The 13,003-nt window shown below is 71.2% G+C and carries 13 protein-coding genes; 2 read left to right on the top strand and 11 right to left on the bottom strand.

The window, feature by feature from the left end; all coding sequences use genetic code 11:
* Positions 1–45: 45 nt before the first annotated feature.
* The 7 genes from AB0M20_RS07695 to AB0M20_RS07725 all read right to left on the bottom strand — a co-directional run bounded on the left by AB0M20_RS07695 (position 46) and on the right by AB0M20_RS07725 (position 7,313).
* Positions 46–1,539, bottom strand: a complete 1,494-nt coding sequence (locus tag AB0M20_RS07695) for a S1 family peptidase (protein WP_364295418.1) — start codon at positions 1,537–1,539, stop codon at positions 46–48.
* A gap of 183 nt (positions 1,540–1,722) precedes the next feature.
* Complete coding sequence (locus tag AB0M20_RS07700; protein WP_364295421.1) at positions 1,723–3,411, bottom strand: ribonuclease J; 1,689 nt, start codon at positions 3,409–3,411, stop codon at positions 1,723–1,725.
* Positions 3,412–3,427: 16 nt separating this feature from the next.
* The gene (dapA, locus tag AB0M20_RS07705) at positions 3,428–4,321 is read right to left on the bottom strand and encodes a 4-hydroxy-tetrahydrodipicolinate synthase (protein WP_364295424.1); all 894 of its coding nucleotides are present in this window, start codon (positions 4,319–4,321) and stop codon (positions 3,428–3,430) included.
* Between the two features lie 24 nt (positions 4,322–4,345).
* The gene (locus tag AB0M20_RS07710; protein WP_364295427.1) at positions 4,346–4,825 is read right to left on the bottom strand and encodes a dihydrofolate reductase; all 480 of its coding nucleotides are present in this window, start codon (positions 4,823–4,825) and stop codon (positions 4,346–4,348) included.
* On the bottom strand, positions 4,822–5,622 hold the full coding sequence (locus AB0M20_RS07715) for a thymidylate synthase (protein ID WP_364295430.1): 801 nt from the start codon (positions 5,620–5,622) through the stop codon (positions 4,822–4,824). The genes AB0M20_RS07710 and AB0M20_RS07715 overlap by 4 nt, the downstream gene beginning before the upstream one ends.
* A 15-nt stretch (positions 5,623–5,637) precedes the next feature.
* Positions 5,638–6,102, bottom strand: coding sequence for a DUF2752 domain-containing protein (locus AB0M20_RS07720; protein ID WP_364295433.1), 465 nt, complete (start codon positions 6,100–6,102; stop codon positions 5,638–5,640).
* 5 nt (positions 6,103–6,107) lie between these two features.
* Complete coding sequence (locus AB0M20_RS07725) at positions 6,108–7,313, bottom strand: crosslink repair DNA glycosylase YcaQ family protein (RefSeq protein ID WP_364295436.1); 1,206 nt, start codon at positions 7,311–7,313, stop codon at positions 6,108–6,110.
* A 68-nt stretch (positions 7,314–7,381) separates the two neighbouring features.
* Here AB0M20_RS07725 and AB0M20_RS07730 point away from each other — a divergent pair, with 68 nt between their 5' ends.
* Positions 7,382–7,975: a GNAT family N-acetyltransferase gene (locus AB0M20_RS07730; RefSeq protein WP_364295439.1), complete on the top strand. Its 594-nt coding sequence runs from the start codon at positions 7,382–7,384 to the stop codon at positions 7,973–7,975.
* Here the strand turns inward: AB0M20_RS07730 and AB0M20_RS07735 are convergent.
* Complete coding sequence (locus tag AB0M20_RS07735) at positions 7,957–8,424, bottom strand: CGNR zinc finger domain-containing protein (protein ID WP_364295442.1); 468 nt, start codon at positions 8,422–8,424, stop codon at positions 7,957–7,959. The two genes, AB0M20_RS07730 and AB0M20_RS07735, sit on opposite strands and share 19 nt — an antisense overlap.
* A gap of 70 nt (positions 8,425–8,494) precedes the next feature.
* On the opposite strand from AB0M20_RS07735, the gene AB0M20_RS07740 reads away from it, so the two are divergent.
* On the top strand, positions 8,495–9,886 hold the full coding sequence (locus tag AB0M20_RS07740) for an MFS transporter (RefSeq protein WP_364295445.1): 1,392 nt from the start codon (positions 8,495–8,497) through the stop codon (positions 9,884–9,886).
* 149 nt (positions 9,887–10,035) lie between these two features.
* Here AB0M20_RS07740 and dapB read toward each other — a convergent pair whose 3' ends face one another.
* The 3 genes from dapB to AB0M20_RS07755 are packed head-to-tail and all read right to left on the bottom strand — an operon-like array spanning position 10,036 to position 12,978.
* Complete coding sequence (gene dapB / locus AB0M20_RS07745) at positions 10,036–10,794, bottom strand: 4-hydroxy-tetrahydrodipicolinate reductase (RefSeq protein ID WP_364295448.1); 759 nt, start codon at positions 10,792–10,794, stop codon at positions 10,036–10,038.
* Positions 10,795–10,798: 4 nt separating this feature from the next.
* The gene (locus AB0M20_RS07750) at positions 10,799–11,692 is read right to left on the bottom strand and encodes a phosphatase PAP2 family protein (RefSeq protein ID WP_364295451.1); all 894 of its coding nucleotides are present in this window, start codon (positions 11,690–11,692) and stop codon (positions 10,799–10,801) included.
* Between the two features lie 35 nt (positions 11,693–11,727).
* Positions 11,728–12,978, bottom strand: coding sequence for a pitrilysin family protein (locus tag AB0M20_RS07755; RefSeq protein ID WP_364295454.1), 1,251 nt, complete (start codon positions 12,976–12,978; stop codon positions 11,728–11,730).
* Positions 12,979–13,003 lie beyond the last annotated feature (25 nt).

The following is a 13,003-nucleotide window of genomic DNA, read 5'->3' on the forward strand; positions in this document are numbered from 1 at the left end:
GACCGGCGCGGGGCAGCAGATCTGGGTGTGCTGCGGATCTGGGTGTTACGGCGTGCTGACGCCCAGCGTGTAGTCGCCGCTGCCGCTGGACGAGACGACCACGTACCGGTACGTGCCGGCCCGCCCGTTGAAGGTCAGCTGCTTGACGGCCTCGTCACCGGTCGCCTGCGCGACGGTCCGGAAGCCGCGCAGCGTACGCCGCTGCAGCACCAGGTCGAAGTCGGCACCCTCCGGTCCCTGCAGGCAGGCGGTCTGCTCGCCGGCCCGGGCCCGGAACGCCCCGTTGCTCGGCTGTGCCTGGCCGAGACGCGGCCGGGACAGCGAACCCTGCATCTGCACCGGCAGCTCGGGGCACGCCGCGGCATCGGCGGGCGGCTCGTCCGCGGGCGGCTCGTCGGCCGGGGGCTCATCGGCCGGAGGCTCCTCCGCCGGGGGCTCCTCCGCCGGCGGCTCCTGGCCACCCTGGGTCAGCAGGGTCAGGTTGTTGGCCGCCAGGATCTCGTTGACCGGCTGGAAGAACGTGATGCCGCCCCGCGTGCAGTCGCCGGACCCGCCGGAGGTCACGCCCTGGGCCTGGTCGCCGGAGAGCCACGGCCCGCCGGAGTCACCGCCCTCGGCGCAGACGTCCGTCTGGGTCAGGCCGGAGACGGCGCCCTCGGGGTAGACCACCGTCTGGTTCTTGGCCTGGATCACGCCGCAGAAGGTGCCCGTGGTGCTGCCCGACCGGCAGACCGGCGCGCCGACCGGCGCCTCGGTGTTGCCGGCCACCGGGAGCAGGTTGCCCTCGAAGTCGTTGACCAGCGGCAGCGGGTTCTCGTCGGCGTCGGTCCGGACGAAGCCCATGTCGGCGCTGCCGGGGAAGACCGAGTCGGCGACTTCGCCCTGCGCCGCGCCCTGGATGCTGGCGGTGTCGGCGCCCTCGGCGCCGCAGTGGCCGGCGGTGACGAAGCCGCCCTCCACCGAGAAGCCGACCGAGCAGCGCGCGTTGCCGTTGATGATGTACGGGTCACCGCCGCGGATGTCGGCCAGCGGCTTCGCGGGCGCGGCGGTCTCGACCGCCACGTCATCGCGGTCCAGCCCGGCCGCCTTCGCGAACGCCCACGCCGACTCGGTGTCGCCCTTCTTCGCCTGGACGACCACCTTGTTGGTGGCGGCGCTGACGAACCAGCCGACCAGGTCGCCGGCGTCGGAGCGGGCCGCGTCCAGCTTCTCCTTGGCGGCGTCCAGCTCCTGCTCGCTGCGCTCCACCAGGACCGGCTGCGCACCCGCCGCGGCCACCTGCTTCGCAGCGGCGCGATCGGTCACGGCGACCTTGAGCGTCATGCCGCCGTCGGTCAGCCACGCGCCGGCGTAGTCGCTGCCGGTCTTCACCGCCAGCGTCGACGAGACGCCGCTCGCCCACCGGGCGCGCTGGAGCCGGGCCCGCGCCTGGTCACCGTCGACGCCGAGGTCGCGCTTCATGGCGGCGAGAAGCTGTGGTGCGACGTCACCAGCCGCGACACGCGGGGCCGTGTCACGGGACGGGGAGGTACCCGCCATCGAGGGCAGGGTGAAAATCACCGCTGCCCCCGTCGCCGCTACCGCGACCGCCGCGACGGCGATCCGCTTGCGCTGCATACTCCGTACTCCCCTCGCTAGCGGCGCCGTGGGGGCGGCGCCGTGCCCGGGGATACGGAGGCAGGGATCGAAAGGTTCAGCCTGATCGGAAAGGTTCAGGCCGATCTAAACTTCGACGACGGTCGGTACGATCATCGGTCGCCGTCGATAGGCGTCGTTCACCCATCGGCCCACCGTGCGGCGCACCACCTGCTGCAGTTGATGGGGATCGGTGATGCCGTCCTCCGCCGACCGGTGCAGCGCCTGGGTGAGCAGCGGGATCACCGGATTGAACGCCTGCGGGTCCTCGGAGAAGCCCTTCGCCGAGATGCTGGGCTCGCCGACCACCTTGCCGGTGACCGAGTCGATGACCACGGTCGCCGAGATGAAGCCGCCGTCGCCGAGGATGCGGCGCTCGGTCAGCAGCGACTCGCTGACGTCGCCCACGGCCAGGCCGTCCACGTACACGTAACGGCTCTTGACCTTGCCGACGTGGCGGGCGTGACCCTCGACCAGGTCGACCACGTCGCCGTCCTCGCAGAGGACCACGCGGTCGGGCGCGACGCCGCTCTCGATGCCGAGCTGGGCGTGCGCGCGCAGGTGGCGCCACTCGCCGTGCACCGGCATCAGGTTGCTCGGGCGGGTCACGTTGAGCAGGTAGAGCAGCTCACCGGCCGGGGCGTGACCGGAGACGTGCACCTTCGCGGTCTCTTTGTGCACCACGGTCGCGCCGGCCCGGGCCAGCCGGTTGATCACCCGGTAGACCGAGGTCTCGTTGCCCGGCACGAGCGAGCTGGCCAGCACCACGGTGTCGCCGGGCTCGATCGAGATGTGCCGGTGGTCGCCGTTGGCCATCCGGCCCAGCGCGCTCATCGGCTCGCCCTGCGAGCCGGTGGACATGAAGACGATCTCGTCCGGCGGCGAGGTGGTGGCCTCGTCCATGCTGACCAGCAGGCCCTCGGGGATCCGCAGCAGGCCCAGGTCGCGGGCGATGCCCATGTTGCGGACCATGGACCGGCCGATCAGGGCGACCTTGCGGTCGTACTCGTAGGCCGCGTCCATCACCTGCTGCACCCGGTGCACGTGCGAGGCGAAGCTGGCCACGATGATCCGGCCCTTGGCCTTGCCGAAGATCGAGTTCAGCACCGGGCCGATGTCGCGCTCCGGCGTGACGAAGCCGGGGATCTCGGCGTTCGTGGAGTCGGAGAGCAGCAGGTCGACACCCTCGGCGCCGAGCCGGGCGAAGCCGGCCAGGTCGGTGATCCGGCCGTCCAGCGGCACCTGGTCCATCTTGAAGTCACCGGTGTGCAGCACCAGACCGGCCGGGGTACGCACGGCCACCGCCAGCGCGTCCGGGATGGAGTGGTTCACCGCGAAGAACTCGCACTCGAACGGCCCGAGCTGCTCGCGCCGCCCCTCCCGCACGGTCAGGGTGTACGGGTCCAGCCGGCGCTCGGCCAGCTTGGCCTCGACCAGCGCCAGGGTGAACTCCGAGCCGACCAGCGGGATGTCCGGCTTGTGTGCCAGCAGGTAGGGCACCGCCCCGATGTGGTCCTCGTGCCCATGGGTGAGGACTATCGCCTGCACGTCGTCGAGCCGGTCGAGGATCGGCGCGAAGTCCGGCAGGATCAGGTCGACGCCCGGCTGCTCGACGTCGGGGAAGAGCACCCCGCAGTCGACGATCAGCAGTTTCCCGTCGAACTCGAAGACCGTCATGTTGCGGCCGATGGCCCCGAGGCCGCCGAGCGGGATGACGCGCAGGGCGCCCTCGGGCAGTGGTGGAGGCGATTCCAGCTCCACGTGAGCTTGACTCATTTATGTCTTTCCGATGTCAGAGGACGATGCCGGCCTCGGCAGCGTCCTTTCGCAGTTGGTCCAGTTGCTCGCCGGTGGCGTCCACCAGCGGGAGGCGGGTGGGGCCCGCGGGACGGCCCAGTGCGTTCAGCCCGGCCTTGACCAGGATCGTGCCGGGGGCCCGGAAGATGCCGACGAGCAGCGGCAAGGTCTTGCGGTGCAGCTCCAGCGCGCGGGCCACGTCGCCGCTCTCGTACGCCAGGATCATGTCCTTGACGAGGGCGCCGGTGAAGTGCGTCGAGGTGCCGACCACGCCGACCGCCCCGATCGACAGCCAGGGCAGCGTCGCGGCGTCCTCGCCGGAGTAGTACGCGAGGTCGGTGCGCCGCAGCACCTCGGAGGTGCCCTCGATGTCGCCCTTGGCGTCCTTGACCGCGACGATGGCCGGGTGCTCGGCGATGCGCAACATCGTCTCGGTGGCGATCGGCACACCGGCGCGATGCGGGATGTCGTAGACCATCACCGGCAGCGCGGTGCTGTCGGCCACGGTCGTGAAGTGCTTGGCGATGCCGGCCTGCGGAGGCTTGTTGTAATACGGCGTCACGACCAGCAGGCCGTGCGCCCCCGCCTTCTCCGCCGAGCGGGCGAGCTCGAGCGTGTGCGCGGTGTTGTTGGTGCCCACGCCCGCGACGATCTTGGCTCGGTCGCCGATGGCCTCGTTGACCGCGCGGATCAGGGTCTCCTTCTCCGCGTCCGTCGTGGTCGGCGACTCGCCGCCGGTGCCGCTGATCACGAGCGCGTCGTTGCGCTGCTCGTCCACCAGATAGGTGGCCAGTTCCTGCGCGCCTTTGACGTCGAGTGAGCCGTCCGGGCCGAACGGAGTCACCATCGCCGTCAGCAGCCGGCCGAAGGGCCGCGGGTCCTGCGTCATACCCGACAACCTATCGGACGGCGGTCAGGCTTTTCGCGGCGCTTCCATCCGTAGGTGCTCCACCACGCGCCACCGCACGCCGGTGTCCGTGATCTGCCACTCACCGGGCGCGGCCGACCAGCCGTCGCCGATCTCCGGAGCCCACGCGTCACCCGGGACATCCAGGTCGATCTCCGTTCGGACGATATGTTCGGAATGCGGCAGGAAGGCCGCGTAGACGCCGCCCCCGCCGATGACCCAGAAGTCGGTCTCCGCCCCCAGCACCTCCTCGACCGAGGACGCCGTCTCGACGCCCTCGATCGGGCGCGACGTCAGAACCAGGTTGCGGCGGCCCGGCAGCGGCTTTCGGGGCAGCGACTCCCACGTCCGGCGGCCCATGACGACCGTGGAGCCGAGAGTGCGCTGCTTGAACAGCGCCAGCTCCCCCGGAATCCGCCACGGGATCGTCCCGCCGGCGCCGATCACATGGTCACGGGCCTCGGCCCAGATCATGTGGATCGTCATACCGCCACCGGCGCGCGCAGGGCGGGGTGGTGCCGGTAGTTCACCAGCGTGAAGTCCTCGTACGTGTAGTCGAACAACGACGGCTTCTCGGCGAGCGACAGCTGCGGGAAGGGGAATGCCTCGCGGGTCAGCTGCTCGCGGACCTGCTCGACGTGGTTCGAATAGATGTGGCAGTCGCCGCCGACCCAGACGAAATCGCCCGGCGCCAGCCCGACCTGCGCCGCGATCATGCGGGTGAGCAGGGCATAGCTGGCGATGTTGAACGGCACGCCGAGGAACATGTCGGCGCTGCGCTGGTAGAGCTGGCAGCTCAGCCGGCCGTCGGCCACGTAGAACTGGAACATCGCGTGGCACGGCTCCAGCGCCATGTCGGGCAGGTCCGCGACGTTCCACGCCGAGACCAGCATCCGCCGCGAGTCGGGGTTGGTGCGCAACGTCTGCAGCACGTTGGTGATCTGGTCGATGCTGCCGCCGTCGGGGGTCGGCCAGTTGCGCCACTGATGGCCGTAGACCGGGCCGAGGTCGCCGTTCTGATCGGCCCACTCGTCCCAGATGGTGACGCCGTTCTCCTTCAGATACGCCGTGTTGCTGTCGCCGCGCAGGAACCAGAGCAGCTCGACCGCGATCGACTTGAAGTGCACCCGCTTGGTGGTGATCAGCGGGAACGAGTCGGACAGGTCGTAGCGCAGCCGCTCGCCGAAGAGGCTGACCGTGCCGGTGCCGGTGCGGTCCCCTTTCGGCACCCCGGTCTCGAGCACCCTGCGCAGCAGGTCCTCATACTGCGTGTCGACCGCCACAACGCACTCCTCAAGTCACACGTAGAACCAGGTGAACGGCGCCCAGGGCAGGTTGCGCAACACACTCCACAGGCCCCACACCGCCAGGAACGCGCCGATCACTTTAGGCGTCAGGCTGAGCTGCGGGAGATTCCAGCCGAAGACTCGCCGACCGGCCCAGGCGACGTACATCCACAGCAGGAACGGGACCGCGAAGACGAAGACCGCGTGGTGCCGGGCCGCCGCCGGGATGTCGCCGTGCATCAGGAACCAGGCCGCGCGGGTGCCGCCGCAGCCCGGGCAGATGAAGCCGGTGGTGAGCTTGAGCAGGCAACTGGGCGCGGCGCCGGCCTCGGCCACGGTCGGATGGGTGGCCTGGGTGTAGACCATCGCGCTCCCCATGCACGCCAGCGCGGCGGCCGGGGCGACCCAGACCGGCGACCCGAACCACACCCTGTGAAAGAGGCGGCTGATCCGGTCGGGGCCGGCGAACGTGGTCATGGTCGTCACCGTACCTGCGCGGCCAAAGCACCGGCCAGGTCGCCCCGGACCGGTGGCGCCACCTCGTCGAGGCCCAGCCAGCCCGCCAGCCGGCGCAGCTCGACGGCCAGCGCGGCGGCCGTCTCCTCCTGATCGGCGTGCGGCTCGAGCCAGGCCGCCGGGATGCGCAGCACGCCCGCCTTGCGATCGGCCTTGAGGTCGACCCGGGCCGCGAAGCGATCACCCAGCAGGAACGGCAGGACGTAGTAGCCGTACAGCCTCTTGGGCGCCGGGACGTAGATCTCGATGCGGTAGGACATGTCGAAGAGCCGCTCGGTGCGCGATCGCTCCCAGATCAGCGGGTCGAACGGGCTGACCAGCGTCGCGGCGCGGACCCACCGCGGCATCCTCGCGTCGTGGTGCAGGTAGGCCGGCTGTTTCCACCCGCGGACCGTCACCGGGGTCAGCACGTGATCCTCGACCAGCTCGGACACGGCCTGCTTGAAGCCCTCGACCGGCAGCCGGAAATAGTCGCGCAGCTCACCCTCGGCGGCCACGCCCAGCGCGCGGGCGGAGAGCTGGACCAGGGCCCGGACCGCATCGGGGTAGGCAGGCGTCGGCGCGTCGAGCACGGCGCGCGGCAGCACCCGCTCGGTGAGGTCGTAGCGCCGGGCGAACGAGGTGGTGCGCTCGGCCGCGGTGACCTGCCCCGAATAGAAGAGCCACTCCAGCGCCTGCTTGACCACCGACCAGTTCCACCCCCAGTGGTCGGTGCGCCGCGGGGCGTCGTGCTCGATCTCGGCCGCGGTGATCGGGCCGCGCGCCCGCACCTCGTCGAGCACCCACTGGACCAGGTCGGGCTGCTCCCGGGCGATGCGGGTCATGTTGCCCCAGGCGTAGTCGGCCGCCTTGGCCATCCGCCACCGGAAGAGCGGCTGCAGGTCGGTGGTGATCAGCGAGGCCTCGTGCCCCCAGAACTCGAAGAGCTCCCGCGGCTTGCGGTAGGCCGCCCGCTCGATCAGCTCGGTCGGGTAAGGGCCCAGGCGGCTGTAGAGCGGCATGAAGTGGGCGCGCTGCAACACGTTCACCGAATCCATCTGGATCAGGTGCAGCCGGCGCAGCACCCGGCGCAGGTGGCGCATGTCGGTGGCGCCGCCCGGCTTGGGGTCGGTGAAGCCCTGGGCCGCGAGCGTGATGCGGCGGGCCTGCGCGATGGAGAGGCTGTCGTTCATGGCAAGGAGCACGTTAATTGAGGGGTACGACAAAATTGAGCCCCGAGGCAACCCAGTAGGCTCGTCCGATGGCACTTGGTTTCGTGCGCCCCGCGCGCCCCTCGGACGCCGCGGAGATCGCCCGGATCCAGCTCAGCACCTGGCGGACGGCGTACCGGCGGATGTTCCCCGCGCACGTGCTGGCCAGTCTCGATGAGGCGTACCTGGAACGTGGGTGGACCGAGGCGATCACCGCGCCACCGTCCCAGCGGCACCGGGTGCTGGTCGCGGTCGAGCAGGCGGAGAGCGCCAACACGACGGTGGGGTTCTGCGCGGCCGGGCCGGCCGATGAGCAGGCGCTCGCGCCCGAGGAGCCGCCGCTCGGCGAGGACGTCGCGGCGATCACCGACCTGCTGATCGAGCCGCGCTGGGGGCGCCGCGGGCACGGCAGCCGGCTGCTGGCCGCGGCCGTCGACCATTGGCGCGACGACGGGTTCAAGTCCGCGGTGGCGTGGGCGTACGACGCGGACGTGGCGATGAAGAAGTTCCTGACCTCGACCGGCTGGGAGCCCGACGGAGCGGCCCGGGCCCTGGACGTCGACGACATGCTCGTCCCCCAGGTGCGGCTGCACACGGCGTTGTCCGTGGAAGATCTCGGGGAAGGTCAGCTCCCGGTCGCCTGACGGCGCGCCCGGAAGGCCGCGACCCGCGCACGGTTCTGGCAAGTGAGGGAGCAGAAGCGGCGACGACCGGCCGGCGAGACGTCGAGGTAGACGTCGGCGCATTGCCGGTCGGCACAGATGCCCAGGCGGTCCGGGTGCTCAGCGAGATGGTCGCGGAGCGCCAGGGCCGCCGACGCGAGCAGGGCGTCGGCCGCCCGGGGCACCCGCCACACGGCGACCAGCCCGCCTTCGGCGACGGCCATCTCCGGGCGTACCTCCGTCTCGGCGAGCATCGCGGTCACCGCGGCCGCCCGCTGGTCCGGATCGCCCTCGGCGAAGACCGCGTGCACCCGGTCGGCAACGGCGGTCTTCTCGGCGTCCGCGCCGGGCGCCTCTCGATGCCCGACCGCACGCGGCTGCGTACCCCAGTCGTTCACCAGCGCGACCAGATCCAGCGGCTCGACCACCATCTCACCATGGTAACGCATTAAAGGCGCTCATCGCGTTGCGCGATCCGACGAGCAATCGTAACGTGAAGACATGACTAGTAGCGTTACAGCCAACTCTCGTCCGTGGGCCGGGCTCGCCGTGCTGGTCCTGCCCTGCCTGCTGGTGGCGATGGACGCGCACGTGCTCAACCTCGCGGTGCCGAAGATCGCTGCCGACCTGCGGCCCAGCCCGGCCCAGCTGCTTTGGATCGTGGACGGGTACGTCTTCCTGGTGGCGGGCGCGCTGCTGGCGATGGGCGCGCTCGGCGACCGCGTCGGCCGGCGCCGGCTGCTGCTGGTCGGGGTGTCCTTCTTCGCCGTCGCCTCGCTGGTCGCCGCCTTCGCCGGCACGGCGACCGAACTCGTGGTCGCCCGCATGCTGATGGGCCTCGCCGGGGCTTCGCTGATGCCCTCCACGCTGGCCCTGATCCGCGGGATGTTCCCCGATGGGCGGCGGCGCACGGTCGCGCTCGGCGTGTGGGCGGCGAGCTTCTCCCTCGGCGGCCTGCTCGGGCCCGTGGTCGGCGGCGTCTTCCTGGAGGCGTTCTGGTGGGGCGCGGTCTTCCTGCTGGCGGTGCCGGTCGCGGTGCTGCTGCTCACGCTCGGCCCGCGCCTGCTGCCGGAGTTCCGCCAACCCGAGGGAGATGGCTTCGACGTGATCGGTGCGGCGCAGAGCCTGGTCGCGCTTCTGGCCATCGTGTACGCGATCAAGCACGTCGCCGAGGGCGGCGGCGTCACCGGCACGGTCGCCGCGGCCGCGACCGGTGTCCTCGTCGGCGCGGCGTTCGTGCGCCGGCAGCGCCGCCGCGTACGCCCGATGATCGACCCGGCGCCGTTCCGGGCCCCCACCGTCCGAGTCGCCCTGCTCGCCAACGCGCTCACGTTCTTCGCCCTCTACGGGACACAGGTCGCCACCGCGCGACACCTCCAGGTGGCGCTCGGCCTCTCGCCCCTCACCGCCGGGCTGTGGACGGTCCCGCCCACGCTGGCCTACCTGGCCGCCACGGCTGTCGGCCCGGTCGCCGTCCGCCGCTTCCCACCGGTGCGGGTCATCGGCGTCGCCCTGCTCGTGATCGCCGCCGGCTACGCGCTCATCGCGGTCACCGGCGGCGTGGCCGGCATCGTCGCCGGCGGCATCGTCGTCTCGTTCGGCCTGGCTCCCGCGTTCACGCTGGCCACCGACCTGGTGGTGGCGGGCGCGCCGCCGGAGCAGGCGGGCACGGCGGGCGCGGTCTCGGAGACGGGCGCGGAGCTGGGCGGGGCGCTGGGCATCGCGCTGCTGGGGTCGCTGGGCGTGGCGGTGCATCGGCACGTGGGCCTCGACGAGTCGTTCGCGGCCATCACCGGTGCGGCGGCGCTGGTCGCCGGGGCGATGGCGGTGATCGCGCTGCGGGCGGCGAGGGCCTGTGGACGACGCCGCGAAAACGTCGTACCCGTGCCGTAACTTCAGGCCCACCCAGTGCCGGGGTGGGGGGTGGCGGCGGCCCGCCGCGCCGCGGCTTCGCAGCGTCCCCAAGGCGCGCGGCGGAGTGGCGGCGTGCCGAGGCACGCGCCGGTGGCGGCGCGCCTCGCGGTGGGACCGACGGCGGAGCGTCAGTCGAGGATCGCGTCGAGGCCGATCGTCAGGCCCGGACGGTTCATGACGGCCCGGACCGCCATCAGCACGCCCGGCATGAAGGACGACCGGTCCAGCGAGTCGTGCCGGATCGTCAGCGTCTCGCCGGCCGTACCGAAAAGCACCTCCTGGTGGGCCACCAGGCCCGCCGCCCGCACCGCGTGCACCCGGACCCCGTCGATCTCGGCCCCGCGCGCGCCCGCCTGCTCCTCCTTGGTCGCGTCCGGCATCGGGGCGCAACCGGCGGCAGCCCGCGCCGCCGCGATCAGGCGTGCGGTGTGCGTCGCCGTGCCCGAGGGCGCGTCCAGCTTGCGCGGGTGGTGCTGCTCGATGATCTCCACCGACTCGAAGTAGCGGGCCGCCTTCTGCGCGAACTGCATCATCAGCACCGCGCCGATGCCGAAGTTCGGGGCGATCACCACGCCCACGCCAGGCTTGTGTTCGAGCAGGGTCCGCACCCGGCCGAGCCGCTGCTCGGTGAAGCCGGTCGTGCCGACCACCATGTTGATGCCCTGGTCCACCGCCCAGTGCAGGTTGTCCATCACGACGTCGGGCGTGGTGAAGTCGACGAGCACCTGGGCGCCGGCGTCGGCCGCGTTGAACAGCCAGTCGCCCTCGTCGACCATCGCGACCAGCTCGAGGTCGTCCGCCGCGTCGACCGCCTTGCACACCTCTTTGCCCATGCGGCCGCGGGCGCCGAGCACGCCGACCCGGATCGATTCCTGCACGTCTGTCACAGCGTCACCCTAAACGGTTGCGCCACCAGCGCTCCGCGAACCCCACGACGATGAACACCAGACCGACGTACGCCCAGCCGACCAGCACGTCGATCACCCAGTGCTCGGCCGTGTAGACGAGCGTGAAGGTCATCGCGAGCGGGTACGCCAGCAGCAGCGGCCACCAGCGACGGCGCACCATCGGCAGGAAGAACGCCACCGCCATCATCGCGAACGCGGTGTGCAGCGACGGCATCGCCGCGACCGGGTTGGACGCCTCCACCTGCAGCGCGTTCAGCGTGTTGCCGGCGCCGTGCAGACCGATCGCGTCCCAGCCGTTGGTGGAGATGCGGGTGACCTGGACCAGCGAGCCGTGCTCCGGTTCGGCCGCCCACCACGGCGGCGCCGCCGGATACAGGAAGTACGTGATCAGCCCGGCGACGCACAGCGTGAACCACCGGCGCATGAACCGCGCCCACTGTGGACGCGACCGCATCCAGAGCAGCACCGCGATGGTCGGCACGGTCAGGAAGTGCGAGAAGTACACGATCGAGACGACCACCTCCCACCACTGCACGACTCCGGGCTCGTACAGGTGCTGTTGCAGCCACTCGGTCGGCACGTGACCGAAGAAGAGGAGCCGGTCGGCGGCGATCAGCGGATGCACGTGCGGCTCGAAGAGGTTGTCGGCGTAGCCGCGGGAGATGTTGTAGACGGCCAGCAGCACGCAGATCGGCAGCCAGTCGCGCAGGAAGCGCAGGTGCTCGCGCCACGGCCGGTCGTTGCGCCACGCGATGGTGGCCAGCCACAGCCAGCCGAACGCGATCAGCGGATCGCTGGTCGGCACGCCGATGAAGTACGTGCCGACGGCGAACACGACCGCCCAGACGGTCATCCCGATGACGCGCCGCTTCGTCATCGTGTCCTTCGGCGGCGACGGCGTGAGGGTCGCGGTCACAGCGGACCCACCATGGCCAGGGACATCGGCTGGCCGAGCAACTCGGCGGCGATCTGATTCACCTCGTCGAGGGTCACCGCGTCGACCCGGGCGAGCAGTTCGTCGACGCTCATCAGGTCGTCGTAGAGCATCTCGGACTTGGCGATCCGGCTCATCCGGGAGCCGGTGTCCTCGAGCCCGAGCACGTACGCGCCCTTGACCATGCCCTTGCCGCGGGCCAGCTCCTCGGCCGTCACGCCCTTGGCGGCGACCGCGGCCAGCTCCGTGCGGGTCAGGTCGAGCACCTCGTCGACCTTGCCGGGCGCGCATCCGGCGTAGACGCCGAGCGTGCCCGCGTCGGCGTACTGCGTGTCATAGGAGTAGACCGAGTACGCGAGCCCGCGCTTCTCCCGGATCTCCTGGAACAGCCGGCTCGACATGCCGCCGCCCAGCACGTTGTTCAGCACGCCAAGCGCGAACCGCCGCTCGTCGAGCCGGCCGATCCCGATGCCGCCGAGCACGAGGTGCGCCTGCTCGGTCTCGCGGTTGCGCACGATGGTCTGCGCCGGCAGTGTCTTGATCTTTCCGGCCGGCCGCCGTTTCTCCGGGGCCGCTTCCGTCGCGGTGAGCGGTGTCCCGGCCAGCGCCTTGCGCACCAGCTTGACCACGGTGGAGTGCTCGAGGTTGCCGGCCGCCGCGATGACGATCCGCGGGGCGGTGTAGCGGCGGCGGTAGAAGCCGTTGATCTGGGTACGCGTCATCGGCGAGATCGTCGCCTCGGTGCCGGAGATCAGCCGCCCGAGCGGCGTCGCCGGCCCGAAGATCGCCTCGGTGAAGACGTCGTGCACCTCGTCACCGGGCTCGTCCTCGTGCATAGCGATCTCCTCGAGGATCACGCCACGCTCGGTCTCCACGTCGGCCGGGTCGAGGATCGAGGAGGCCACCGCGTCGCAGAGCACGTCCACCGCCAGTGGCAGGTCGGCGTCCAGCACCCGCGCGTAGTAGCAGGTGTACTCCTTCGTGGTGAAGGCGTTGGTCTCGCCGCCGACCGCCTCGATCTCCGCGGAGATGTCCAGCGCGGTGCGCTTCTCGGTGCCCTTGAAGAGCAGGTGCTCGAGGAAGTGGGAGGCGCCGGACATGGTGGCGGTCTCGTCGCGCGACCCGACGTTGACCCACACCCCGACCGAAGCGCTGCGGGTGGTCGGGATGGTCTCGGTGACGATGCGCAGACCGCTGGGCAGGACGGTCCGGCGTACGCCGTCCTGCACCTTCTGGGTAAGAACGCGGGCCGGC

Origin of the sequence: Actinoplanes sp. NPDC051633, assembly GCF_040681735.1 — a bacterium.
GTDB lineage: Bacteria > Actinomycetota > Actinomycetes > Mycobacteriales > Micromonosporaceae > Actinoplanes.